32 protein-coding genes and 2 tRNA genes are annotated in these 23676 nt (G+C 68.4%); 14 read left to right on the forward strand and 20 right to left on the reverse strand.

All coding sequences use genetic code 11. From position 1 onward, the window contains the following. Positions 1–32 precede the first annotated feature (32 nt). The 16 genes from Q8Q77_RS07890 to Q8Q77_RS07965 all read right to left on the reverse strand — a co-directional run bounded on the left by Q8Q77_RS07890 (position 33) and on the right by Q8Q77_RS07965 (position 11756). Positions 33–1292: a phage major capsid protein gene (locus Q8Q77_RS07890; protein ID WP_305582866.1), complete on the reverse strand. Its 1260-nt coding sequence runs from the start codon at positions 1290–1292 to the stop codon at positions 33–35. Between the two features lie 74 nt (positions 1293–1366). Beyond that, complete coding sequence (locus Q8Q77_RS07895; RefSeq protein WP_305582868.1) at positions 1367–1960, reverse strand: HK97 family phage prohead protease; 594 nt, start codon at positions 1958–1960, stop codon at positions 1367–1369. Then, positions 1947–3233, reverse strand: a complete 1287-nt coding sequence (locus tag Q8Q77_RS07900) for a phage portal protein (RefSeq protein ID WP_305582870.1) — start codon at positions 3231–3233, stop codon at positions 1947–1949. Before Q8Q77_RS07900 ends, Q8Q77_RS07895 begins: the two co-directional genes overlap by 14 nt. A 9-nt stretch (positions 3234–3242) precedes the next feature. Then, positions 3243–5033 (reverse strand): terminase large subunit, encoded by a 1791-nt coding sequence (locus tag Q8Q77_RS07905; RefSeq protein WP_305582872.1) that lies wholly within the window; start codon positions 5031–5033, stop codon positions 3243–3245. Continuing rightward, a complete protein-coding gene (locus tag Q8Q77_RS07910; RefSeq protein WP_305582874.1) occupies positions 5034–5744 on the reverse strand; it encodes a P27 family phage terminase small subunit in 711 nt (236 codons plus the stop codon). It abuts the gene before it with no gap. A 226-nt stretch (positions 5745–5970) separates the two neighbouring features. Beyond that, entirely contained in the window at positions 5971–6162 is a 192-nt protein-coding gene (locus Q8Q77_RS07915; protein WP_305582876.1) for a hypothetical protein, read from the reverse strand. A gap of 4 nt (positions 6163–6166) precedes the next feature. Further along, the gene (locus Q8Q77_RS07920) at positions 6167–6550 is read right to left on the reverse strand and encodes a hypothetical protein (RefSeq protein WP_305582878.1); all 384 of its coding nucleotides are present in this window, start codon (positions 6548–6550) and stop codon (positions 6167–6169) included. A 232-nt stretch (positions 6551–6782) separates the two neighbouring features. Beyond that, a complete protein-coding gene (locus tag Q8Q77_RS07925; protein WP_305582880.1) occupies positions 6783–7313 on the reverse strand; it encodes a transcription termination/antitermination NusG family protein in 531 nt (176 codons plus the stop codon). Beyond that, positions 7310–8302, reverse strand: a complete 993-nt coding sequence (locus tag Q8Q77_RS07930; RefSeq protein ID WP_305582882.1) for a helix-turn-helix domain-containing protein — start codon at positions 8300–8302, stop codon at positions 7310–7312. The genes Q8Q77_RS07925 and Q8Q77_RS07930 overlap by 4 nt, the downstream gene beginning before the upstream one ends. Before the next feature lie 11 nt (positions 8303–8313). Further along, entirely contained in the window at positions 8314–8559 is a 246-nt protein-coding gene (locus tag Q8Q77_RS07935) for a hypothetical protein (RefSeq protein ID WP_305582884.1), read from the reverse strand. 4 nt (positions 8560–8563) lie between these two features. Beyond that, positions 8564–9145: a hypothetical protein gene (locus Q8Q77_RS07940; RefSeq protein ID WP_305582886.1), complete on the reverse strand. Its 582-nt coding sequence runs from the start codon at positions 9143–9145 to the stop codon at positions 8564–8566. Further along, positions 9145–9846 carry a hypothetical protein gene (locus tag Q8Q77_RS07945; protein WP_305582888.1) on the reverse strand — a complete coding sequence of 234 codons (702 nt, stop codon included), beginning with the start codon at positions 9844–9846 and terminating at the stop codon, positions 9145–9147. Before Q8Q77_RS07945 ends, Q8Q77_RS07940 begins: the two co-directional genes overlap by 1 nt. Before the next feature lie 23 nt (positions 9847–9869). Then, positions 9870–10388, reverse strand: coding sequence for a hypothetical protein (locus Q8Q77_RS07950; RefSeq protein ID WP_305582890.1), 519 nt, complete (start codon positions 10386–10388; stop codon positions 9870–9872). Further along, entirely contained in the window at positions 10385–10687 is a 303-nt protein-coding gene (locus tag Q8Q77_RS07955) for a hypothetical protein (protein ID WP_305582892.1), read from the reverse strand. Before Q8Q77_RS07955 ends, Q8Q77_RS07950 begins: the two co-directional genes overlap by 4 nt. 7 nt (positions 10688–10694) lie before the next feature. Next, on the reverse strand, positions 10695–11279 hold the full coding sequence (locus tag Q8Q77_RS07960) for a hypothetical protein (protein WP_305582894.1): 585 nt from the start codon (positions 11277–11279) through the stop codon (positions 10695–10697). A gap of 96 nt (positions 11280–11375) precedes the next feature. Next, positions 11376–11756, reverse strand: coding sequence for a hypothetical protein (locus tag Q8Q77_RS07965; RefSeq protein ID WP_305582896.1), 381 nt, complete (start codon positions 11754–11756; stop codon positions 11376–11378). Between the two features lie 59 nt (positions 11757–11815). Between Q8Q77_RS07965 and Q8Q77_RS07970 the strand changes: the two genes are divergently transcribed. Then, the gene (locus Q8Q77_RS07970; protein WP_305582898.1) at positions 11816–12103 is read left to right on the forward strand and encodes a hypothetical protein; all 288 of its coding nucleotides are present in this window, start codon (positions 11816–11818) and stop codon (positions 12101–12103) included. A gap of 584 nt (positions 12104–12687) precedes the next feature. Here Q8Q77_RS07970 and Q8Q77_RS07975 read toward each other — a convergent pair. Then, complete coding sequence (locus Q8Q77_RS07975; protein ID WP_305582900.1) at positions 12688–13002, reverse strand: hypothetical protein; 315 nt, start codon at positions 13000–13002, stop codon at positions 12688–12690. Between the two features lie 181 nt (positions 13003–13183). On the opposite strand from Q8Q77_RS07975, the gene Q8Q77_RS07980 reads away from it, so the two are divergent. Next, complete coding sequence (locus Q8Q77_RS07980; RefSeq protein WP_305582901.1) at positions 13184–13888, forward strand: helix-turn-helix transcriptional regulator; 705 nt, start codon at positions 13184–13186, stop codon at positions 13886–13888. Here Q8Q77_RS07980 and Q8Q77_RS07985 read toward each other — a convergent pair. Continuing rightward, positions 13885–14373 (reverse strand): HIRAN domain-containing protein, encoded by a 489-nt coding sequence (locus Q8Q77_RS07985; protein ID WP_305582903.1) that lies wholly within the window; start codon positions 14371–14373, stop codon positions 13885–13887. The genes Q8Q77_RS07980 and Q8Q77_RS07985 overlap by 4 nt on opposite strands. A 222-nt stretch (positions 14374–14595) precedes the next feature. On the opposite strand from Q8Q77_RS07985, the gene Q8Q77_RS07990 reads away from it, so the two are divergent. From Q8Q77_RS07990 to Q8Q77_RS08035, 10 genes are all read left to right on the forward strand, one after another. After that, positions 14596–14946: a hypothetical protein gene (locus Q8Q77_RS07990; RefSeq protein WP_305582905.1), complete on the forward strand. Its 351-nt coding sequence runs from the start codon at positions 14596–14598 to the stop codon at positions 14944–14946. Next, entirely contained in the window at positions 14943–15269 is a 327-nt protein-coding gene (locus tag Q8Q77_RS07995) for a hypothetical protein (RefSeq protein WP_305582907.1), read from the forward strand. Before Q8Q77_RS07990 ends, Q8Q77_RS07995 begins: the two co-directional genes overlap by 4 nt. After that, positions 15266–15517: a hypothetical protein gene (locus Q8Q77_RS08000; protein WP_305582908.1), complete on the forward strand. Its 252-nt coding sequence runs from the start codon at positions 15266–15268 to the stop codon at positions 15515–15517. Before Q8Q77_RS07995 ends, Q8Q77_RS08000 begins: the two co-directional genes overlap by 4 nt. A 137-nt stretch (positions 15518–15654) precedes the next feature. Next, positions 15655–17721, forward strand: coding sequence for a ParB/RepB/Spo0J family partition protein (locus Q8Q77_RS08005; RefSeq protein ID WP_305582910.1), 2067 nt, complete (start codon positions 15655–15657; stop codon positions 17719–17721). Continuing rightward, a complete protein-coding gene (locus Q8Q77_RS08010; protein WP_305582912.1) occupies positions 17721–18263 on the forward strand; it encodes a hypothetical protein in 543 nt (180 codons plus the stop codon). The genes Q8Q77_RS08005 and Q8Q77_RS08010 overlap by 1 nt, the downstream gene beginning before the upstream one ends. Next, positions 18260–18514, forward strand: a complete 255-nt coding sequence (locus Q8Q77_RS08015) for a hypothetical protein (RefSeq protein ID WP_305582914.1) — start codon at positions 18260–18262, stop codon at positions 18512–18514. Before Q8Q77_RS08010 ends, Q8Q77_RS08015 begins: the two co-directional genes overlap by 4 nt. Continuing rightward, positions 18511–18690, forward strand: coding sequence for a hypothetical protein (locus tag Q8Q77_RS08020; RefSeq protein ID WP_305582915.1), 180 nt, complete (start codon positions 18511–18513; stop codon positions 18688–18690). Before Q8Q77_RS08015 ends, Q8Q77_RS08020 begins: the two co-directional genes overlap by 4 nt. After that, the gene (locus Q8Q77_RS08025) at positions 18687–18980 is read left to right on the forward strand and encodes a hypothetical protein (protein WP_305582917.1); all 294 of its coding nucleotides are present in this window, start codon (positions 18687–18689) and stop codon (positions 18978–18980) included. Before Q8Q77_RS08020 ends, Q8Q77_RS08025 begins: the two co-directional genes overlap by 4 nt. After that, positions 18961–20070 carry a tyrosine-type recombinase/integrase gene (locus Q8Q77_RS08030; RefSeq protein ID WP_305582919.1) on the forward strand — a complete coding sequence of 370 codons (1110 nt, stop codon included), beginning with the start codon at positions 18961–18963 and terminating at the stop codon, positions 20068–20070. The genes Q8Q77_RS08025 and Q8Q77_RS08030 overlap by 20 nt, the downstream gene beginning before the upstream one ends. After that, on the forward strand, positions 20045–20473 hold the full coding sequence (locus tag Q8Q77_RS08035; RefSeq protein ID WP_305582921.1) for a GIY-YIG nuclease family protein: 429 nt from the start codon (positions 20045–20047) through the stop codon (positions 20471–20473). Before Q8Q77_RS08030 ends, Q8Q77_RS08035 begins: the two co-directional genes overlap by 26 nt. A 61-nt stretch (positions 20474–20534) precedes the next feature. Here Q8Q77_RS08035 and Q8Q77_RS08040 read toward each other — a convergent pair. Next, positions 20535–20608: transfer RNA gene (locus tag Q8Q77_RS08040), tRNA-Gln, on the reverse strand. A 143-nt stretch (positions 20609–20751) separates the two neighbouring features. Here Q8Q77_RS08040 and Q8Q77_RS08045 point away from each other — a divergent pair. Together Q8Q77_RS08045 and Q8Q77_RS08050 are read left to right on the forward strand one after the other, a co-directional pair. Then, positions 20752–20828: transfer RNA gene (locus Q8Q77_RS08045), tRNA-Pro, on the forward strand. A gap of 191 nt (positions 20829–21019) precedes the next feature. Further along, entirely contained in the window at positions 21020–21940 is a 921-nt protein-coding gene (locus Q8Q77_RS08050; RefSeq protein WP_305582923.1) for an SDR family NAD(P)-dependent oxidoreductase, read from the forward strand. A gap of 52 nt (positions 21941–21992) precedes the next feature. Here Q8Q77_RS08050 and Q8Q77_RS08055 read toward each other — a convergent pair whose 3' ends face one another. Continuing rightward, a complete protein-coding gene (locus tag Q8Q77_RS08055; protein ID WP_305582925.1) occupies positions 21993–23576 on the reverse strand; it encodes a carboxylesterase/lipase family protein in 1584 nt (527 codons plus the stop codon). Positions 23577–23676: the final 100 nt, after the last annotated feature.

Genomic DNA, 23676 nt, shown 5'->3' on the forward strand with positions numbered 1-23676 from the left:
GCCGCCGCCCTCCTGAGACTGATCCTCGGCCGTTAGGCCATGATCATGTGCTTGATGGCCGCGGTGTCCGCGAGCTCACCGTCATAGCGAGTGAAGGCCAGGAAGCCGACCTGCAGCGCCTCGGCGTACCGCTCGCGGAGAGTGAGCATCTGGACAGCCTTCACGCGGCGGACGATGTACTTCTGACCGTCGCCGAAGATGATCGGCTTCGTGCCCGTGGCGACGTCGGCCAGGGCTTGGTTCACGTGATAGCGGTGATCCAGCAGGGTCGCCGGGGCGCCGGCCTTCACGTCGCCCATCTGCCAGAGATAGTTGCCCTGGCCGTCCTTGAGCTTGCGAAGCAGCTTGAAGGTCTGATCGTTGAACTGCCAGGCGCACTTGGGCGATTTGCGATAGGCCGGATTCACGGAATGCACGAGATCGAGCATTTCATCGGCAGCCAGAGCGGTCGCCGAGGCGGCCGTCTTGCCGAGCGTCGAGGCCGTGACGATACCGTTGGCCTGGCCGCTACCGGTGCCCGTGGTGAGCTTGGTGTTGACCCGGCGGCCGAGGCGTTCGCCGAACAGCTCGTTGAGCAGTTCGTCGAAATCGAACGCGGAATCCTGCAGCAGCTCGAAGGATACCTTCACGACGCCTGAGCTGGCGATGTAGGCGTCGAGTTGCTTGCCACCGAACGTCGCATCCTGATCGGAGTCGGCGGTGTTTTCGGTGTGGTCCTGGCCGGTGTTCGCCGTATCGTTCACGGTCGGCCAGGGAAGCGGCGCGCCGCTTTCGGTCGAGACGACGCGGATGACCTTGTCGTCATTCATCGGGCCCCAATCGGCCATGCTCTTCGTGATTTCCGCCATGAACTCGGTCGGAACCGAGTAACCGCCGGCGGCCGAAGTGCCGATCCCTTGGGCCCGCATTTCCGGCGTCACGTTCGCCTTAAAGCCGGCCATGGCGCGCCGCTCGCGCGGGTCGAGGTTCTCGACACCGAACTGCATGGCGCGGCGGAACACGGCCTTCGGATCGATCGTCTCGCCGTCGTCGTCGTCGTGCTCCGAACGATCGTCCCGATCAGGCCGCCGGCGGGTGTCGGGGGCGAGCTTGTTCTCGCGCTCGATCAGCTTCTCCAGCCGATCGGCACGAGCCTCGAGGGTGTCGTACTCGACCATGGCGGCGTCGTGCTGGGTCTCGAGCTCGGTGCGTCGCGCCTCGGGCGTGTCGTCCTTGATCTCGTCGAGACGGGCGCGGGCGTCGGCCACGATCTTGGCTTGCTTCTCCCGCAGTTCCTTCAGTGCTTGGCTCATGAGGTTCCCTTTTCTGAGCACAGTTCGCCGAGCCCAGGTTGCGCCCGGGGTCGGCCGTGAGATCGCCCTGCGGTTCAGCCCAGGCGCGAAAGGTGTCGGTTGGCGAGTTCGCGCGTCACGCGGTTGCGGAGCGCATCGGCCGCCGGCGTCTTGGCGGCGCGGAAGTCCTGCAGCGAGCGGACGCCGACCTCGGTGTCTTCATAGGCCGGATAGGTCACCGGCGAGACGTCGAGCAGTTCGACCTCGAGCAGCGTGCGGATCGGGATCTCGCCGGTCTCGTCCCATTCCTCGCGGCGGGCCCGGAAGCAGAACGACATCTGGGTCACGTCGCCGCGCTCGATCGACGTCACCAGGTCGCGGGCCCATTGGGTGTCCGGCGGGGTGATCTCGACCTTCAGGCCGCGATTGTCTTCCTCGAGCTTCAGGGTCCCGGCCGAAGTGCGGCCGAGCACGTAGTTGTCCGAGTGGTTCCAGAGCGCGCGCACGTCGTCCGGCCGGGCGATGGCTTGGGCGAATGCGCCAGGCGCGATGCGCTCGATGAAGTAGCCCGCGATATCGGCGTCGGAGCCGAACACCGCGGCGTAGCCGGTGATCGTGCGGGGCTGGCCGTCAGCACCGGCGGCGCGCAGCTCGCCCACCTTGGCGGCGCGCTTCTCAGACTTGAGCATCGTCGGATTCCTTTTCGGGATCGGCGGTCGGCGCCGGGAGCTTGAGTAGGGCCTTGCCCGCATCCTCGAGGGGGACGGTCGCGCCCTGGATGTAGAGGCGGTCGCCGCCTGCCTTGTCCGGCCGGTTCTCGGCGCGACGGGCCTCGTTCGGCGTGACCACGCCGCCCTGCACGCCCCGGGCCCAACCTTCCATTCGGGTCTTGAAGTCGCCGCGCAGCAGACCGTCGAGGTTGTGCTCGACGTAGAGTTCCTTGCGGGCGCGCCCGTAGAACTTTGCGTTGAACTCCTGGTCGAGATCCTGGACCCAGGTCCCGGCCACGTGCTTCACCACGTGGAGATCCTGCTGCTCGGAATTGGTGAACGTCCCGTGGGTCAGGTCCTGCAGGAAGATCGGCGGCAGGCCGAGGAACCGGGCGAACTGCTCGATCACAAACCTCTGGCCCTCGATGAGCTGGCTCTTCTCCGGATCGATCCCGATCGGCTTGAGCTCGGTTCCGTTCGGCATGAAGACGACGTTCGAGCCGCCTTCGTTGGCCTTGCGCACGGCTGCGTCGGTGTCGGTCCTTGCCCGCGCCATGGCGCCGGGCGACCCGGCGGGCGCATGCAGGGCCAGGGGCGGCACGCCGCCATTGCGGAAAAACTTGGCGCCGTACTGCTCGAGCGCGATGGCCAGGCCGATCGTGTCGCGCATGCGCTTGATCGGATCGTAGTGGCTGAGCCCGTCAGGCTTCGGCAACCAGGTGATGTCGATCACCTCGCCGGCGGCGTAGATCTCCGGCTTCGCCGACCCGTCCCGGTACTGGTAGACGATCCGCCCGCTGGCCCGGACCTTCTTCGTCTTCTTCGTCTCGAGCGGGAAGATGTTCAGGGCCTTGCCGGCCTTGTTCTTCTCCACATAGGCCCGGCCGGCGCCCGTGGTCAGGGCCGAAATCATCAGCCCCTTTCGCCACTTGAACGACGTCAGCAGATCGTCGTTCACCGCGCCCGACAGCAGCTCGGACACACCGCCCTCGGTGACCCGCTCACGCCCCGCGCCGGTACGCTTGAACTCATGGACGGGCAGCGAGGCGAGCATCCCCGATAGGAAGTTGACACCGCACCAGAACGCCGGGACCCCAAGCGCCGACTCAACCGTGATCGCGGGCCCGGCCGACGAGTTCCAGCCGTCCAACAGCGATTGCCAGGCCGCCGGATCCGACAGTGACATCGCCGGGTTTTCCAGTGACGAACGCGGTTCGCCACGAGACAGGTCGAGGCCGATTGAGAAGCGCATGCAGCCCCCTTAGTTCGCTGGTCCGGAAAGGCTGAAATTCTCGTCTTCCCAGGGGTTGGCCGGCTCGGCCTCTTCGCCCCTGCAGGCCAGACCGACCGCCATCACCGCGGCGACGATCCCGTCGATCTTCTCGCGGCTGCGCTTCTTCGCCGGCATGTAGTTCAGGTTCTCATCGAACCGGACCACGACGTTCTGCGCCATCCACCGCATGACCGGATTGCCGCCATGGTCCAGGAGACCGGCGTAGACCAGGCGCTCGAAGTGCTTGCTCGGCTCGCCAAGGGTCTGGATCCCTTGGCGCATCTCGATCACCCGGCCGTCGAGCTGCGGGTTGTCGCGGAGAAGGTCGGTGTAGAGCTTCCGCGCGTTCCAGGAGTCGAAGCCGATGTCGACCACGTCGAAGTCGCGCAGGCCGTCCTCGATCGCGCGCTTGATGTAGTTCTGATCGACATAGTCGCCAGGCGTGGTCTCGAGAGCCCCGACCGCCTTGAACTGGTCATAGGGCACGCGGTCGCTGGCGACCCGGTCGCGAAGGGTGTCCTCTGGGACCCAGAAGCGGCAGAGCACCCGCCACTTGGCGTCATCGTCGGTCGGCGGAAAGACCCAGATCAGGGCTGTCACGTCGGTCGTGGACGAGACGTCGAAGCCCCCGAAACAGGGCCGACCCTTGAGGGTCTCCGGATACTTCAGCCAGCCGTCCTTGGAGCCGGCGCAGGCGTCCCACTTCTTGACGTTGAACCAACGCACCGCGGCGTCGATCCAGAGGTTGAGGTGGTAGCAGCAGAACCGCGCCAGGGCCCGGGGGTTGTCCTTCGCCTTGGCGGCCTGGGTCCGCAGGTACGAGAGCGTGGGCGACAGGCCTATCGACGGGTTGGCCTTGCGCCAGGTCGCCTCGTCGAGCGGGTCGTCCTCAGGATCCGCCGCGAAGATGCAGACCAGGGTGTGGGGGTCGTCGATCCGCCCCTCGAGAATGCCCTGGCTTTCGCTCCAGCAGTCGTCGCCCGCGATGTTGCCCTTGGGCCCGGCCGTCGATCCGTAGAGGAACACCGGCTGCAGGCGCGCGCCAGTCCCTTCCTCGAGCGTCTCGGCGATCACCCGCGAGCGCCATTCGTGCATCTCGTCGCCGATGACGACGGTCGGCGAGGCGCCGTGTTTCCCGTCCTCGGCCCCGGTCAGCATCTCGAAAGTCGAGAGCAGATCCTTCACGTAGAACGACCGCTTGTACGGCAGCACCCCGGCCGACCAGTCGGGGTTGAGCGCGATCATTGCCTTCATCTTGCGAAGGACGATCCGCGCCTGCTTCTCGTCGCGGGCGAAGCAGTAGCCCTCGCCGTCGATCACCCCGTCGACCAGGAAGAACAGCAGGCCCAGGGCGGCGAGGAACTCGCTCTTCCCGTTTTTCCGCGGGACCCACAGCATGAGTCGGCGGAACACGCGGACCTGGTAGATGACGGGTTCGTGGGTCGCCGCGTCGAGCTGCTCGTCGGGGCGTTGCCATCCGACCATCAGCCGGACGATGATCTCCTGCCAGAGGTTGAGCTTGAACGGCAGGCCGGCGAAGCGGTCCTGGGTCAGGTGCATCAGGTGCGGCCACTGGCGCACCATCTCGTCGGCGAGGGCGTAGTCGAACCAAGCGCCCGGGACCTGCGCCGCCCGGCGCCAGCGATTCCTAGCCCACTCGTAGGACGGGTCGTCGGCCGTCGACTCCAGCCAGGCCGGCAGCGGCCAGATCGACTCCGGAGCCCCCGCCGCGAGCGCCGCGGCCGAGGCCTCGCCGCTCAAGGGAAGGGAGCCGTCCATCTAGTGCGCGCTGCGCGTCCCTCCGGGCGGCCCGGCCGACTTGAACCGGGACATTGCGCCGATCGAGCTCGGCTTCTCATCGTTGGCCGGGGCGTTCGGCGTGTGGCCGAACAGGCCGGGGTTCTCGCGGGCGACGGTGCTCTGATCCTTGAACAGGGCGTACTCTTCGCGCGGCGTCAGGCCGAAGTGCTTGGCCGCGTCCTGGGCGGCGGCGAAGGCCTCGGCCCGCCAGCGCACCGCCGGCCGGTCCCGCTCCATCGACCCGCCCGACACGGTCGGCACGTGCTGCGATCGGCCGCCGGCGGCCAGGTCGTCGCAGGCCGCCCACCATTCGGCGATGTAGATGCAGAACATCGCGAACGCCTGACGGTGGATCGGCTGCAGGCGGTTGGTCCGCTCGAGCTCCGGACCCAGCTCGCGCCAGACCGCGAGCGCCCCGGCGTAGTGCTCGCCCCGGAGTCGGGCGGGCGGTTCGACTTTGGTCCCGACCGGCATGGCCGCCAGCTCGGCCGCGGCGGCCTGGCGCTCGACGTCCTCGCGCTGGGCCCGCGAGATCCGCGTCTTGGGCGGCGCCTTCGCCGCGATCGGCGCGACCAGCTCGGCCGGCGCAGCCGTGACAACGGGCTTGGCGTCCGCCTTGATCTTCGCCAGGCGCTTCGCCGGCTGGCCCTTGGTGGCCTTCATCGACTCCGGAAGAGGACGGCGGCCCATGGTCCCCTCCCTAAATAAATCCTGGGCGAAATATCGCGCCGAAGTTTTTGCTATTGGTCACCGGTCCCGGCCGCGGAGGGGGGAGAGATGGACCCACCCCCTCCCCTTCACGGTCGGCCGGCTCCGCGGGCGATGGCCCGGCAGGCCCACCAGCCCAGACCGACGACGAGGGCGAGCGTCGCGATGACGCCGGCGGCGAAGGCGCCCGCCAGAGCGGCGACGAGCATCAGGCGGCCGGCTTGTCGGCGGCGGACATCAGCTCGATCTCGACACCCATGCCGAGGACGGCCGCGCCGATCTCGAAGAACTTCACCGCCAGCCAGCAGCGGGCGGCGAAGGCGCGTTGGCCGGTGATCTTGATGATCATGCCGCTGGCGGCGACGGCGGCCGAGACCTCAAGGGTTGCGGGGTTGGCCATGCCGTTAGCTCCGGATCGGTCTGCCGAGGCGCTTGGCCAGGGCGTTGATGAAGGGCAGGCCTTGGCCTTCGAGGCGTTGCTTGGGGCCTGAGTGGCAGGTGGTGCAGGAGCCGACCCACCAGATCGCGCGCCAGAACAGCTCTTGGTCGCCACGGTGCGGGTAGAGGTGATCGGTCAGATCGGCCGAGACGGTGTCGACCGGGCCGAACACACCCTTGGCGCAGTACTCACAGAAGGGGTTCTCATCCAGGAACGCGGCCGAGGCCTTGTCCCATTCGGCGGTATAGCCCCGCGACCTGGCCGAGCCTCGACGCTGGTCTGCCTCACGCTGGCGCTCGACCGGGTTGACCGGGCCGCGCGGGTGGAAGCGTGCAGGGCGCTTGGCCATGGGCCTCCAAAACAGGCGACGCAGCCGCATGGCTGTAGCCGCGTCGCCGAGTTGGGGTTTGGGAGGAAACGCCAGGGCGTGCGCGGCACGCGGGCTGACACCCTATGGAGACGAAAAAGCCCGCCTCGGTTTCCCGGGCGGGCTGCTGTGAATTGCATCCGCACACAGCCTCGCGAGCCATGTGCTTCAGTTCGGTCCGTTCCCCGTGGCGCCCCCTCGCGCCGTCCCCCGGTCAGAGCCGTGTCGTGATCCGTACCGACGAATCACTGACAAACGAACCTAGGAGCCACGCGCGACGCTCGTCAATGGCCTCGCTTTCGATCAGCTCGAGCACGTCGTCATAGGTCTTCAGCGCCTTGGCCCGACCCAGGCGCTTGGCCTCCTGAGGCTTGGGCACCAGGTTGAGATAGCCCTTCACCTCGCGAGCCTTGATCTTGTTGATGAAGTCGTCGCGCACGCCGAGCGGCCGATCGGGCGAGCAGAGCAGCCGCGACACCCCGACCGTGGTGAAGATCGACTGCCATCGCCCTGCGTCCATTCGCGCACGGGCGAACAGGTGGCGGGGGAAGAACGGCACGGGATAGATCCCTTTCCGCGCTCCGATCACCAGGCGCATCGGCAGGTAGACGTCGAAGCCCTTCGCCTCGAGCCGGGCCTTCACCATGGCTTCCTGCTTGCCCTTGGTGATCACGATGATCCAGGCGGTCGACGCCTCGCCCTCGATGATCCGAGCGCTCGAGTGATCCACGACGACGGCCTTCATGACGTTCCCCCAAGCACCCGTGCGACGGGCGGCGTCGGCTGACCCAGGGTCGCGCCGAAACTTCGAATGATGTCCTCGACAGTGCGGAGCTGCTCAGCGGCATGCCCCGACCACGGCGCGATCACCTGGGTCGCGTCGTTCCAGGGCGAGCGGTCGAGGTACGAGACGGCGAACCCCTCGCCCTTCGCCGCAACGATCTTCGCCCTGAGCCCGGCCGGTCCCGCGAACCCGGTTCGCACGGTCTCGGCCGTGCCGGTGCTGGGATCCTCGCCAAGCCAATAGCGCCAGCGCTCGCCGCTCAGCCATCGCTGCAGGGACGGGCACACGCCCTTGCGGACGTCGCCGTCCTCGGCGGTGAACCGCCGGATGGCCGCTAGCAGCCGTTCGGGCTCGACCAGGGTGCAGGCCCAGGCCCAGGCCGACCGGGCCAACGGGACGTCTGTTCGCTTCTGGCCGAGCTCGGGAAACGCCGAGATCGCTTCATCGAAACCTTCGTCGCCCGGCTCGCGCGCGCCCGTCTTGGGTTTAACTAAGGGTTCTACTAAGGGTTCTTCATGCTGCAATTTGCGGCATGGTTTTCCCTCATTTTGCAGCATGGTTTCGCTCAAATCGCCGCATGGACCATGCTGCAAATTGCAGCATGGATCGGCGGCCGGATCGGACCCTTCCGGGGCCGGCTGGACACCCGTCCGATCGGCCTTCAGACGCTCGCGCGTCCCATCCTCGCGATGCAAAACGTACTCGTAGACGCCGAGCTTTCCGTCCTTGCGGACCTTCCTGCGGCGGCTGATGAAGCCCTCGTCGAACAGCCATTGCAGGTGGCGCTCGACCGTAGCGCGGCTCAGGTGGGTCCGCTTCATGATCCGCTCGACGGCCGGATAGCAGGCCCAATCCTCCCCCGAATGATCGTTCCCATGATCGCCGAGGACGACGAGCACGAAGAGCGCGCCGCTAGGCACGTACGCCGGCGCATCCCAGGCCCAATCCATGGCCTTGTTACTCACAACCAGCCCCGCTCACGCGCCACCCACTTGGCCATGCGGAAGAGGTTGGCGTTGGTCCCCTCCCCGGCCTTCACTTCCGATTTCGGCGCCCACCTGGCCGAGCCCTTGCGCCCGTCGATCGCCAGGAAGATCCCCGCGTCGGTCTGGTCGACCACGACCATGCGGATCTCCACCGGCGTGCGGTCGCGGTCGCCCTGGAGCGGCGCGCCGAATAGATCGGTCTGGCGGGGCGGACGGGTCACCGCCCTACTTCCGGATCATGCTGTCGCCGAACCGCGCGACCCAGGTCCGCAGGTAGTCGGTGTCAGGCGAGAGCTTGCCGTCGCACACGTCCTGGACGGCCGCCTGCATGCTGGTGATCGCCGCGGCGTCATCGGGCGCGACGATCTGCGCCGCGAAGTTGGCCGGCCACAGCAGGGACGGCAGGGACCGCCCACAAACGGGCCCGTCGCGCGGCTCGCTCGGATCGAGCGCGAAGACCCAGAACTGATGACTCGCCCCGTCCCGACACAGCTCGGCCGGCTGGCCTTGCAGAGGCCGCAGATGCACGAGGGTGAGGATGAAGCTATGCCAGATCGGGTGCGCCCAGGGCGCTTCCATGATCCAGGAGGCGATCCCGCTATCGGTCTCGGGCGTTCGACCGCCGTGCCGCTGCAGCGCGCCGACGTCGAGACGCCAGGCCCGCCCGACATGGCCGCGCAGGTCGGGATCGCGCGTGACGACGTCCTCGACCTTGGTTGGCTCCAATTCGCCGGTTAGGGCCCGCAAGCCCCCGGCGCCAGTTCCCAGGATCACCGCCACATTCGGCGGCCGATCGGCGTCTTCCATCACAGGTCTCCGAACAGGGTTGAGGGTTCCGCAAAGCCAAAGCGCCGGGCGTCGTCGGGGCGGCTCAGCCGCGCCTTGGTCCCAGGCGGGATCGGTCTGACGATGGGATCGGGGCCGAGGCCCAGCTCGGCGGCCACCTCCGGCCGCGTGAACACGAACCAGGCATAGGCGGTCGCCGTGGACGCCCTGGGGTCCCAGCGGCCGAGCACCATCGGCACGCGCTCGAAGAACGGCGCGTAGACGCTCAGGCGCGTCTCGGAGCCGAAGAACAGCTCATAGCGCCCGGCGCTCTCGAGCAGCGCCTGGCGCGCCAGGATCGCCACCCCGCGCTTGGCGCGCTGCAGGCCCAGCCGCACGAACTCGGCGGCCAGCTTGAAGGGCGGATTGGTGATGTCCCAGTCGGCCGCCGGCCAATCGCCCTGGTCGCGGGCGGTGTAGTCAATGACCCGGTCCTGACCGTCCCAGCCGTGGTCATAGATGTCGGAGGCGGCGACGGTGTCGAAGGAGTCCTTCAGACCGAACGCCATGTGCCCTTTGCCGCAGGCGCCATCCTTGGCGGTCTTCGCCGTGGGATCGAGCCACTTGACCAGCTCGCCGCCGGACCGGGCGGCCCAGGGCGGTGTCGGGAAGAACTCGAGCCGCCGGAAATGGCGCAGCAGCGCGCTATCGGCCTCGACCTCGGCTGGGGCGTGCGCGGCCATGACGGCCCCAGCTCCGGAGGCCCTCATAGCGGCCGCCTGCAACTTTCGTCCCAACGCGCGCCGCACTTCGAGCAGAGCGCACTTGCAATGGCATTGTGGCGGTTGAAGTCCGCGCAGAACTGCGCCGGCTCACCCGCGGTGTTCGAAGGCCGCTCTAGGGTCGTGAGGCGGGTGTTGAGGCCGACCTTGATCGACGTCGCGTTGAACTTCCGCGAGATCGCCGCCTGCAGGTCGATCCCCTCGCCCATGGCGATCAGGTCGGCGCAGATCGCCACGTCAGCCAGCTCGTCGGCGAGATCCTGCACCGTCGCGCGCGAGCCTCGAATGCCGAGGCGCTGGCGTTCGATCTTCTTCGCCAGGTTGCTCGCCCGGCCCGCCGCCATGGCCAGCAGGATCAGGTCGACGGCGCGCTCAAGGGCTTCCCCGACTTCGCCCGCCTGTTCGTTGGCGCGCCAGGTCAGGCCGATCTTGGCTTCGCCGTCCCACTCGGCCTGGCGCGCAACATTGGCCTCGCGCAGGGTGTCAAACCACTTCGGGATCATGCTACGCCGCCGATCCGGTCAAGGCGCTCGATCTCCGCCACGATCAGAGCAGCGGCCTTGACCAGCATTCTTCGAGGCGAGCCGGGCTTCCACCATTGCGCGGACCAAGGCCAGCTTGGCGGCGCAAACCCCGGACCTCGGTAACGTCGGTCATTGTCCGGGCGGATCGCCGCCCAGGCGTACAGGGATGCGGCTTTTGAGAGATCGCCAGAGTGGTGCGCGTCGTCATGGGCCGGCGACCAACCTTCGACTTCGATCTGCCGGCGACGCTCGGCCGCGATGTCGTCAAGAGCGCTCATGCCGCCCTCACCGGACCTTGGCGTGCGGCAGGGGGTCGAGGCCGGCCTTGGTGCGCCGATCGTTGACCATCTTCAGCACCGCCGCGGCGGTGACGGTCTCGCCGTCGACCGCGAACCGCCCCTCGGCCAGGCGCGAGATTTTCACGCCCTTGCCGCTCAGGTACTCGACCATGTCGAGCACCTGGCCGTTGAGCGCCGGCTTGGGCGCCGGTGTTAGGTCTTGCCCCCCCCCAGACGCGGCGGCGGCCGGTCGCCTCGAGGCGATCTCCCGCGACCAGGTCTCGACCGGGAGCTCGATGACCAGGCTGTCGTTCGACCGCGCGCCGAGGATGCAGGCCTGATTGCTCCCCGCCCCGTGCGGCAGGCCCTCGGGAACCGGGACGAATATCCGCCCGCCACCCTTGTTGAACGGCTTGATGTCGAACGCGCCGGCCGGATCGAACTCGATCAGCAGCGACCCGGTGTCTTCGCCCTCCCCGGCCGAGACATCGACCTTCAGCCGCTTGCCGAACTCGTCATGGATCGACGAGGACAGCACGACGTGGATCTTCGCGTCGCCGGACTTGGCGACCACGATCGACGCGCTGACCATCGGTCGGCCCGTACTCTTCGCGATAGGCGCGAGCTTGTTCCAGCTCATGTGAGCTCCTTGAGGTTGGATTGTCGGAAACGCCCCCCGGCCATGGCGTCAGTCGTCGCCGGGCAGTCGGTCGCGCCAGACCTTCGCCGCGGCGTGGGCGTGGTCGGTCAGGATCTTGTCGACGCAGATCGCGCCCGCCGCCATGAAGGCGGCCAGGGCGTCGCGGTCCTCGTCGCGGACGGCGGTGATGAAGGCCTGCGCCACGGTCAGGAAGGCGCGGCTCGCCGCCTGGGCGCTCACATGCTCCAGCGGGAACGGGATCTTCGCCGTCTGGCTGACCAGGCGCACGAAGCCGGCCGCCGCGAACTTCTCGATCACCGCGCCGCGCCCGACCCACTCCCCATGGATCCGCGCCTGATAGGCGAACTCGCGCCAGGCGTTCCGGGCCTCCATGCCGCGCAGCACGGGTTGAGGATGCGGCTGTCTCATGGCGACACCGCCCGCCGACTCGCGGTCTCTTCGCGCCGAAGTCCGGGAGGAGAGCCGCCATGCCGTTGACCGCTGAGTTCGCCGTCGAGCTCGAGGCTCGCCTCGAGGCCATCGAGATCATGTTGGTCGAGTTGCTGGCCGATCACCCGATGGTCGAGACCGGCCTGGTCACCTACGTCAGGGACGTCGCCGCCATGATCGCCGAGCGTGACGCGGCCTATCCCGAGCCGCCGGCGAACATCGAAGGTTGGGCGCTCAGTCATCGCGCCCTCCCTCACCTGGAGAACTACGCGGCGGCCGCGGAATGGATCGCGGAAGCAAGACGACGTGGCCGGGCCGCCACATAGCGGTGCGATCAGGTTCGGCGCCGACGTCCCAGCCGCCTGCCATCCGGGCGAGCCCTTCACCGAACTCGCGATGCTCGCGCGCAATCGCCTCGGCGATCAGCTCGCGGATCCTCCGCTCCTGTCGACGGGTGAACGGCTGCCTCATGGCTGGCGAACCGGGTTCGTCGCGCCCGGGCGGGGGGACCGGCCCAGCCCGGGCGCGAGCACGCCGCCGACCGCATGTGGTCGGCCGGCGGCGTGGGGGGTTGATGACGGGTTCGCTTGCCCGGCGAACCCGGCTCGCGCGGCGCGGCCTGTCAAAAGGTCGCGGCGCAACGGACAGTTGCGACGCGACTCTTTGCAATTCGAGGATTCTACTTGGGGTCCAGGGCGACAATTCTGGCCGCTGAGGGGAGTGATGATGTTGAATGAGGCTTCGGCGAGTAGGCGCCGAACCGTGCGTGCGGTGCTTTCGGTGCTTGGGCGCAAGAAGCGCCAGACCGTGACGAACACGAACCTTGGTGCGGCCGCAGCCTGGGACGGCCTAGCCGTCGCATGCCGCTTGATCGCCACCGGCTGCGACCTGGCCGCGGACCACGCCGCGTTCATGGCCGACCAACTCCGAGGGCCGCCGGCGCCTCACTAGGCGAGACCGGCACATATCGGACACCGCAGGCCCGATACCAGTCCTCCGGCTGCACCTGCCCGGCGCTGATTAGCGTGATCTTGTGGATCATGTCGGCGTGCGGGATCCGGCGCGCCGGGTCGTCGTAGGGCTTACGCCAGCGACCGACACTCATCGGATGCGCGCCGAGCAATTCGGCGCAGGCGATGTTGTCCAGCCCATGGTCGAACATCCAGCGATCGAACTTGATCCGCTGGAGGGGCGAGTGCGCGGCGAGGGCGACGGGGTCGGGCATTGCTGCGTCCGATATTTCGGGTCAGCGGGGATATCGAAACTGATTTGGTGCAGCTTGCAACTGTTTGGTTTATGACCATGCGCCTATGCAGGCGCTCGCTCTCGCGGCTGACCGAGTCCAGCCTCGGTTCATGTCGCAACCGAACGATGATGAGATTGAACGCCGGCTCCTCGGGAGAGCCTTGGCGCGCCTAAGGACCGAGGCCGGGATCAGCCAGGCCAAGGCCGGGGAGCTCTTCGGCGTCAGTGGACAGAACTGGGCGAAGTACGAGAACGGTCGCGCACCGTCGATCGAACAGAAATCCGTGCAGCAACGCCTCGCGAAGGCGGTCGGTAGCGATCTCGAAGGTCTCATGCTCGCCAAGGCGCGCCTCACCGGCGACGCCCCACCTCAACGACCCGGGTTCGGGGTCGCCGAGCGCGGACTATGGGTGGCGTCCCGTAGCACCGACGCCCCGTCCCTGCCGATCACTGAGCGCGTCCAGGCCGGCGCGTGGCTGTTCAATGGTGACGGCCCCGACGTCGTCGGCCGCGCCTTCCCCCTGGGTCGAGATCCGAGGTTCGCCCACGCCGACCAATGGCTGGCCGAGGTTGTGGATGATGCAGCCGAGGGTCTCTCGATCTTCGACGGCGACCTGGTGCATTGCGTGGCGGCCGACCAGATCGGCTATTACCCAAAGACCGGCGACATCGTGCTGGTCGAGCGCCGGCGCGTCGACGGCCAGGAGCGCGAACGCACGCTGCGCCAGGTCGAGATCTTCGACGGCGGCGTTCGGCTATGGATGAGGACGGAGAACAAGCGCCACAAGGGCTCCGAGCTTCTCCGGACGGCGGACGAGGGGCCATTCATCCGCGCCCTCGTCGTGGCCCAGGTCCGCCGGTTCTAGCCGCCAAGCAGATCGTACGGCAGGTCCAACCGGACACCGAAATGGCCCTCGGATCTGCCGGTCTTCCAGCCGCCAACGACTAGTGCGCGACACTCGATTGCCGCGGACCCGCCTGAAGACCGCGCACGCTGCCTCGCCAGCGCCAGGGCATCGGCTCGCGACAGGTGGCCGACCTTTTGACCCTTGATCCAGACGCCCTGGGCATTGGCGTCATAGGCATTGTCCGGCTCCGCGATGATGCGGGCCGTACAGGCGTGTTCAACGCTGTCTTCCGTCTTGCCGCCGACGATCGAGCCCAGCACGCCTTGATAGTAGCCCTCGCCGACCACATCGACGGCGAACATCCCGCCGTCGCTCACGCGCAGCACGCCATCGACCGCGCCATCGAGCTTGCTTGGCTCGACATGCGAGAGCGCCGCCCCGACGCCAAGGGCGAACAGGCCCGCGAGGGCGAGCAAGATCAGCAGCACAATGATGACGGTCATTCTCGCTCCCCCTCACCGCAAGGTCGCAGCGCCGAAGCCCTCACGCGAGCGACGGGATGAAGCGCGTTTGAAACCGCAGTTGATCGCGTATGGTTTCATTCCGGTTGACACTGAAACCAAACAGGTGTGCCAGTAACCACACCCCGGCGGCCAACGTGACGATGGGCGTCCGTAGATCAGTCTTGGAAGGACGGATTTCGGACCGCCGGGGCGAGGTCTCAGATGGATACCCCGCGAACCGCGTTCGCCGCCGCCCGCCCTGAGCGGGTCGCCATTCACCCGCTGATCGCCCAGCGGATCGTCCGAATCCAGGGCCGCAGCGACCGGGTCGCCCTCACCCACCAGGGCGAGACCATGACCTTCGACGATCCGCAGGATCTTCGCGAGACCATCCTGCGCGTCGAGGCCGAGGATCGCCGGGCCGCGGCGCTGAAGGCGTGGGACGCCCTGCCCTGGTACGCCCGCCTGCAGTTCGACATCGCCGGCGCCCGCCTCGAGTATTGGGGCGCGGGCCTGAGCGGGGCGCTCGTCGGCCTGCTCTTCACCGCCGCGCGGATCGGGCTCTTCCAATGAGCCCCGCCCTCGCCCCGCACCACGCGCCGCGCCGCCAGGACAAGCCGCACCGCTGGACCCTGATCCTCCCCGGCCACGCCGGCCTCGTGCCCTACCCCCATGTTGACGAGGCCGCCCGCCGGATCGTCCGCCTCGCACCGGGCATGGTGCTGCAGCTCACCCGCTGGACCTGCACCTATCCCGGCTACGATACCTTCGAGGCCTTCAAGATCGAGGGGCTCGTCCCGCTCAGCGATACCCGCGCCTATGTCGGCGCCGTCGTCGCCGGCCCCGCCGATCTCGGCGAGTTGCGCGCCGCCATCGCCAGGGCGGCGGCGGAATGAGCGGCCCGTCCTTCGATCCCTTCATGCTTCACGGCCTCAGCTACACCGAGGCCTTGCAGCAAATGCGTCTCACGGACTGCGCAGTCCGCCGCGACCATTGGTGCGCGCCCGTCGTACGCCTCGTGGACGGAAGGCCGATGCTCGACGACGAGGGCGACCTGTCGCCGCTCCTGCTCTTGGGCGATGACCGCCGCGCCCGCGATTGGGGGATGATCCCTAATCCAGCCACCGATGGCGTCGCCTCGTGATCACCTGGCTACGCCGCCGCCGGCGTCCCCGCGCCAGCCTTTCCCCCATCCTCGTCGCGCTGCGCGACATCTGTCTCGTCGCCCTCGGGATCGCGGTTCTCCGCGCTGTCGGCGCGATCTTCACTGGAGCCTGACCCATGACTGAGCTGACCCCCATGGCGATCTCGGCCGCCCCCCTGCTCCGCGCCATCGCGGCGGGCGGCGACCTTTCGCCCAAGGCCCTGGCCGAGGCTAGCGGCCGCAAGTCGAACAACATCGCCCGAGATCTCGCCCGCGTCGCCGAACAGGGCTGGGTCACCCGCGAACCTGGCTCGCCGCCGGCCTTGACCGACGCCGGCCAGGGGATCCTCGACACCCTGGACAGCAAGGGCCCCGTCGCGCCCGCTCCGGACGGTGAAGGCTTCGCCCATGTCCCCCTCGATCTGATCGACCGAGACCCGACCCTGAACCCGCGCGAGATCTTCGACGACGCCGAGCTCGAGGCCCTGGCCAGTTCGATCCGCGACAAGGGCGTCGCCCAACCGATCCTGTTGCGCCTCGGCCTCGAGGCTGGGCGCTTCCGCATCGTCGCCGGCGAGCGTCGCTTCCGCGCCAGCCAGAAGGCCGATCGCCCGACGATCCCCGCCATGATCCGCGACCTGGACGACGCCCAGGCGCTTGAGATCGCGACGATCGAGAACATTCAGCGGGTGAACCTCTCCCCGCTCGAGGAGGCCAAGGCCTTCAAGAAGATCATCGCCAACCGCATGGCCGCCGACCCGGCCCTCGAGCTGAAGGACGCGAAGGCCGCAATCGCCGACGCGGTGCGCAAGACGGTTCGCTATGTCGAACAGCGCATGGACCTGCTTGAGCTCCCGCCGATCCTGCAGAAGCGCCTCGAGCTGGACCCCGACGACGGCGCCTATCTCAACCTCAAGGAGGCCCGCCGCGAGGTCCAGAGCATGCGGTCGAGGGAGCGGGAGGCGAAAGCCAAAATCCTGCCCGCCGACGAGCTTCTCGCCCTGGCCGAGTTCTATGACGCCGTCGAGCAGTTCGCCGAGACGCTGCCCGGCTGGTGGTACGGCCAACAGCTCCCGCTCGCCGTGGGTTATCGCGCGCTCGAGGACAACGAGCCGCTGGCCTATCTCGTGAAGCGCAACGCTCTTTACGTCAGCCGCGGCTGGAAGGCTGACGCCCGGCATTTTGTTCGGGAGGGCTATGGCTACTCGAAACAGGAGGTCGCGCGCCAGCTTCCCGGCTTCAACGGCAAGACCCGAGCGGCGACGCTGCACGCCCTGCGCGTGAAGGTGATTGGCCAACCCGAGGCCGAGAAGATCGACAAGACCTGGTCCTTCGCCGGCCAGCGCGGCGAATACGCGACGTGGGCGTTCAACGAGCCATTCCGCTCGACCCCTGACCCGGCGCTGGAAGAGGCCGCCGAAGCGTATCGCCTGCGCGAACAGGAAGAGTCCCAGCGCCAATTCAACCGCGCCGCGGAAGAGCAGCGGCAACAGGAAGAGCAAGCCGCCCACAAGGCCAGGGTCGCGCGCGAGCTCGGCCCGTTCGGGAAGGACTTCCTTGCCGCCGTCCGCGCCCTCGAAGCCGGTGCGGCCGACATGGCGCCCGACGAATTCTGGTCGGCGTTCAACCAGGTGCAGACCGACTTCGAGTGCGAGGGACCCTACAGCCTGCAGCTCTCCGCTGACGGCAAGGACGCCGTGCTGGTCGACGGCCAGGGCCGGCTCGCCAGTGGGTACGGGCCATGCCTCGAGGCGCGCCGGCGGCTGATCGCAGTGGCGCTCAACTACGCCGCCGGCCGGCCGCCGACGAGCGGCCCGGACCTCGACACGCCGTGGTCGCGCCCGGAGGAACCCGAGCCCGAGATCACGCGCGAGCGGTTTGTCGACATGGTCGCCGGCCACCTGGAAGACGACATGGGAGTCGGCCCTGTGGTCGCCGGCGAGATGGCGGAAAAGGGCCTCGCCGCCGTTCTGGCCGACGAAGGTATCGAGTTCGGCGATCCCATGTTCGAATGGGACCACGACAATGCCATGTCCCTGGCGAACGACATTCGCCTCGAGGACTACGGCCAGCAGCCGGCCGAGGACGAGGACGAGGACGCCACAGCCGAGGCAGAGGCCGAGAAAGACACCCCCGAATACCTGACCCGCCTCGCCGGCGGCGGCGCGGCGGCCGAGCCCGAGCTCGAGCGGGAGGAAGGTTGATGGCTGTCCCTCCCGACATCTTCCTCGGCCTGCTCGCGCGGTTCACCGAGGACGACAAGGCCCGCCTCGGCGAGCGCCTGCAGGCCGAGTTCGATGGCGAGACCGACGACATGCTCGCCGCCGCCTGGAGCATGGGCGCGCGGGCGTTCTGCAACACCGCGCTCGGCCGCCACATCTGCCGGATCTGCGGTTGCTGGGAACAGGAGGCTTGCGAAGGCGGCTGCGTCTGGATCGAGGCCGACCTCTGCAGCTCGTGCGCCTCGGACGGCGGGTGTTGCCCCGCCTGTGGCGCCGCGCCCGGCTTCGCCGGCGTCGACTGTACCGTGTGCGATGACGTCGCATGCTGCATCGCCTGCGAACTCCCGATGAAGATCGGCGATCCATACTATCCCGATGCAAGCGGCGGCTTCGTTCACGCCGCGTGCATCGGCCCTGAGCGGGAGAGCTACACCCTGAACGACGAGCCCCTCGGGCCCGACGATCCGATCCCCAAGCCCCATATTTGGGAAGACGACACCCCGCCGGCGGCGGTGGCGCCATGATCCCCGGCCGCGTCGCCCACTTCACCCGCGACCTCGGCAAGCCCGCTGATTGGGACGAAGCCCGAGACGGCCACTGCAGCTCGCTTCCGATCCGCGACGAGCCGATCGAGGGTTATCCGACCATGCTCTCGGCCTGGACCCTGCTACCCGGCCAGCTCGAGCGCCTGCAGGCTGGCGCGCCGGTCATGCTGCGGATCTTCGGCGTCAGCCATCCCGTGGTTTCCCTCGACGTTGGGGAGCCGCCGGAATGAGCGGCCAGTCGCAACGCATGGTCGAGGCCGCGATCGAGCGGGGGCTTTGCGCCCTCTGCTGGAAGCCAACACCCGAGCCGCACGGGCTCGCATCCGACGAAACCGGAATGCCGGTGTGCGAGGCATGCGCACCGAACGCGCTGGCCTGCGTCGACTGGAACGGAATCGCCCCGTGACCAGTCGGGCCAAGCCCGCGAAGCTTAAGCCCCGGCTCCTGACGGCCGAGCAGGCCGCCGCCTATCTCGGCGGCCTGCCGGTCGCAGCCTTCAAGCGGCTGCGGCTCGGCGAGATCTCGCTCGGCCCGCGCGTCTTCTACGATCGCCACGCCCTCGACGCCCACCTTGACCGCGCCTCGGGTCTCGCGGCTCTATCGCCCGGGAGCGGCCCCGCCGCCGCCAACGACGATCCCGAGGCCGCCTTTGCCCGCTCAGCTCCCGATTTCTCAGATGCTTCCCGGCGTCCATAGGGTCCGCGTCAGCCTCGCCGGCGGCCGGCGTCGGGAATACTGGTACGCCTGGCGTGGCGGCCCGAGGATCCTCGAGGCGACCGCCCAGGGCGACGCCGCCCTTGACCGCGAAGTCGCCCGCCTCACGCCCCGAGCCGCCGCCGCGTACGAGGCCGAGCGCTCGCCCCGCGCCGACAACTTCACCTTTTACGGCCTGATCACCCGCTACCTGGTCCACCTGGAGTCGGACGGGAAGCTCGGCGCCCGCACCAAGAGCGACCGGCGCAAGCACCTAGACGTGGCGCGCGCCGACCTCGGCACGATGGAGCTGCAGGCTTTCGAGAGCCGCAAGGCCCGGGGCTTCCTGATCACCTGGCGCGACGGCTACAAGGCCACACCCAAGACCGCCGACGACAGGCTCGCCGCCGTGGGCGCGGTGCTGCAGTGGGCGGCCGATCGGGGCGAGTTGGCCGGCAACCCGGTGAAGGACTTCCCGCGGATCTACAAGGTCGACCGGGCCGACATCATCTGGCGAACGCAGGATCTCGCGGTGCTGCTGGCGCACGCCGCGCCGGAGTTCGACCACGCCGTTCGCCTCGCCGGCCTCACCGCCCTCCGCGAGTCCGACCTCATCGGCCTCCCGTGGTCGGCGGTCGGCGAGAACGCCATCATCTGGCAGACCGGCAAGAGCCGCCGGCGCAAGACCGTCGTCATCCCGATCACCCCGCCGTTGCGCGCCCTGCTGAGCGCCATTCCGCGCCGTGACGCCGTCACGGTGCTGACGAGCAGCCGAGGCCTGCCCTGGACGATCTCAGGCCTCGCGGCGGCCCTTCGCCGGGCGAGGCAAGATGCGCTCAAGCTGGCGCGGGAGAAGGCCGGCGATCCCGCGGCCGTCTCGGGGATCGAGGGCCTGCGTTGGCATGACCTCAGAGGCACGGCCGCGACCAACTTCATCCTCGCCGGCCTGACGCTCGACGAGGTCGCCATGATCCTCGGATGGAAGCTCGATCGCGTGAAGGAGATCGCCGCCCGCTACGTCTCCGGCGAGGCCATGGGCATGGCGATGATCCGCCGGCTGAAACGGAATGAGCGACGTGACCGAGACACCTGACACAGCCGAGTGGATCTGCCGCCGGACACCCGAGCGGCGTAACGTCTACTTCGTCCAGGCGGTCACCCTCGGCCTGGTGAAGATCGGCGTCGCGGACGACGCCGCCAAGCGCCTGCGGCATGTGGCGCTCGCGAGCCCGGATCGACTTCGCGTCCTCGGCTTCACGATCTGCTGGCGCCGGGGCCGCAGCGAGGCCGAGTTTCACGCCATGTTTGCGGCGGAGCGGCGGCATGGCGAATGGTTCTATCCCTCAGAGCGGTTGCTCGACTTCATCCACGCCAAGACAATCCGCATGAACACCGTGTTTCTGGCACGCCTGCAGGCTGTGTGCGACGAGCCAAACAAGCCACGTGGCCGGCCCCCAGGATGGTCGGCCAGAACACGCGCGGAACGGATTGTGTAAAAGTAGTGTAAAATATGACTGCCGCGCGCCGCGCCGCTTAGTACTAAGTCATTGAAATCGTTGGCTGGGGAACTAGGACTCGAACCTAGAATGACGGTACCAAAAACCGCTGTGTTACCATTACACCATTCCCCAGCAGGAACGGCGCACGGGTCTGGACCCGCCGCGAGCGCGTGGAGATAGCCCAACCGAACGGGCGATGCAACGCCTCCGCAAAAGCTTGTTCCAGGGTCGCTTGCGGCCCGGGGGCCCCTCCTCTATAAGGCGCGCTCTCAAGTCGGAGTGTGGCTCAGTCTGGTAGAGCACCGCGTTCGGGACGCGGGGGTCGCAGGTTCGAATCCTGCCACTCCGACCAATTCCTCCCGCGCCCAGGCGACGGGAAATCCTTCCCCGAAAATACCCCAAAGAGCCGGCCCGCGTGCGAGCCGCTGACGGCGCGCGCGCCTGTCTCGAAACACCGGGGCTTGACGACGGCGTAGCTATATATTTTATATTTAAACTATTAGCGCTTGATCCGCCGCGCTGGCCCGTTCAGGAGACCACCCGATGACCATCGATCTTCACGGCCACGTCGCGATCGTGACCGGCGCGGGCGGAGGGCTGGGGCGGGCCCACGCCCTGGCCCTGGCGCGGGCCGGCGCCCAGGTGGTGGTCTGCGATCCGGGCGGCGGCCGCGACGGCCGAAGCGGCTCGATCGCGGTGGCCCAGGCCGTGGCCGACGAAATCCGGGCCCTGGGCGGCAAGGCCATCGCCTCGGCCACCTCCGTCACCGACGCCGTCGCGGTCAACGCCATGGTCGCCAACGTGCTCGACCAATGGGGCCGCATCGACATCCTGGTGAACAACGCCGGCATCCTGCGCGACAAGACCTTCGCCAAGATGAGCCTGGAGGACTTCCGCAGCGTGGTGGACGTCCACCTGATGGGCGCGGTGATCTGCACCAAGGCGGTGTGGGACATCATGCGCGAGCAGAACTACGGCCGCATCGTCATGACCACCTCGTCGTCGGGCCTCTACGGCAACTTCGGGCAGTCGAACTACAGCGCCGCCAAGCTCGCCCTGGTCGGGTTCATGAACACGCTTCGGCTTGAGGGGGCGAAATACAACATCCACACCAACTGCCTCTCGCCCAGCGCCGCGACGCGTATGACCGAGGACATCATGTCGCCGGAGACCCTGGCGGCCCTGGCCCCCGAACACGTCGCCCCGGCGGTGGTCGCTCTGTCGTCCCAGGACGCGCCCAACGGGATCGTGCTCTGCGCCGGCGCGGGAAGCTTCGAGCGCGCCTTCATCACCCTGACCAAGGGCGAGATGATCGGAGACGGCGACGGGGTCGCCGAGGCGGTCCTGCGGCGCCTGCCCGCCATCTCCGACCGTTCCGGCGAGCTGACGCCCGCGGCGGGCCCGGAACAGGCCGCCCACGAGCTCTCGCACGCCATGAGCCACCAGCGGCGCGAACTGGCCTGACGAACCCCGCGGCTGGGGGCCCAGGTGCGAACCTGAGGCCCCAGTCGCCGGATCAGAACACCGACAGAGGCCCGCCGCCGCGGCTGTAGGCGCGGAAGATCTCCAGTTTTTCGGAGCCGAGACCCTGCACGCCGGGGCGCTGGCCCAGCCGCATGACGTCGGAGCCGCGCGCGACATAGGGCGCCCAGGCCGGAACGCCCGCGCCGTTCGGATCGCCATGGCGGACGAAGTTCAGCCAGTAGGTCGACATCAGCTCGGCCAGGGCGCGGTCTTGTTCGACGAAAGGCCGCGCCGCCTTGTCCAGGGTGCGGAAGACATAGGGGATCTCGGACGAGTGGAACGCCCCGAAGCGGTCCGCGCCCGGGCCCGGTTCCGGATGGTCGTAGATGTAGGCGTAGGCCGGGGCCCGCGATCCGGCGGCGCGCGTCTCCAGCCAGAGCAACGTCGCGGCCACTCCCTTGTCCCGCGCCAGGGAGAGCGCGGCTTGACCGGCCTGGGCGTCGGTCGCGGCGGGATAGAGCGCCAGCAGCCGCTCGGCCGCGGGACCGAACTGCGCGCGCGCCTGGGCTTGGAACGCCGCGGCGGTCGCTTGACCATAGCGGGGGTTGAAGGCGCTGCCCTCGTCGGCGGTGAGGCCCGTGATCAGCGGCACGTCCGCCAGGGCGCCCGGCTTGGAGGGGAGAACAGCGCCGTCGCGAATCGGGAAGAACCGCGGGGCCGGGCCCGACACCGCCAGGAGCTTCTCGACCGGCAGGGCCCGAAGTTCGGCGAGCGTCTTGGCGCCCGCCGCCGCGGCGAAGGCCTGGCCCTGGGGTTCGACGGCCGCGAGGGGCGGCGTCGGCATGCTGAGACCGGCGCCGCTCTGGGCGACGGCGCGGGCGAACAGACCCTTGGCGGCGGGCGCCTCCATGAGGGCCAGGACCGAGAGCGCCCCAGCCGACTGGCCCGCGATGGTGACCTGGTCGGGGTCGCCGCCGAACGCGGCGATGTTGCGCTTGATCCAGCGTAGGGCGGCGACCTGGTCCATCAGGCCATAGTTGCCCGACGCGCCGGCTTCGGCCGTCAAGTCCGGGTGGGCGAGGAAACCCAGCGCGCCCAGGCGGTAATTGATGGTGACCGCCACGACGTCCTTCGCCGCCAGGCCCGCGCCCTCATAGATCGGGACGGAGCCTGAGCCGGCCATGAAGGCGCCCCCGTGGATCCAGACCATCACCGGCCGCTTCCCGGCCCGCTTCGCCGGCGCCCAGACATTGAGATAGAGGCAGTCCTCGGCCACCGGGTCCTGGACGACATATTCCGCGGTCCAGGGACCGAAGCCGCCGGGCGCCACGCCCTGCGAGCAACTGGGCGCGAACTGCGCCGCGGGGCGCACGCCCTGCCAGTCGGCGACGGGCACCGGCGCGCGCCAGCGGTTCGCGCCCACCGGCGGGGCGGCGAAGGGCACGCCCAGGAAGGCCGACACGCCATCGGCCTCCCGGCCGGCGAGCCGTCCCTCGGCGACCTGAACGACGGGCTGCGCCATGGCGCCGTTGGCGGCGAGCAGGGCTCCCGCCGTCAAGCCCACGGCCCAGCGGCGCCTGCCGCGCTGGTGCGGGGCCTGCTGGATCCTCGTCCGGCCTTCTCTCGGTTCGCCCAAGACTCACCCTCCCAAGTTGTGATTTTCACTTATGATATCGTTGTCATTTCTAATTGACAACGATATCAGCGGGCATATTTTGCGGACAACAAAGAAAACG

The organism is Phenylobacterium sp. (assembly GCF_030698145.1).
Taxonomy (GTDB): Bacteria; Pseudomonadota; Alphaproteobacteria; order Caulobacterales; family Caulobacteraceae; genus Phenylobacterium.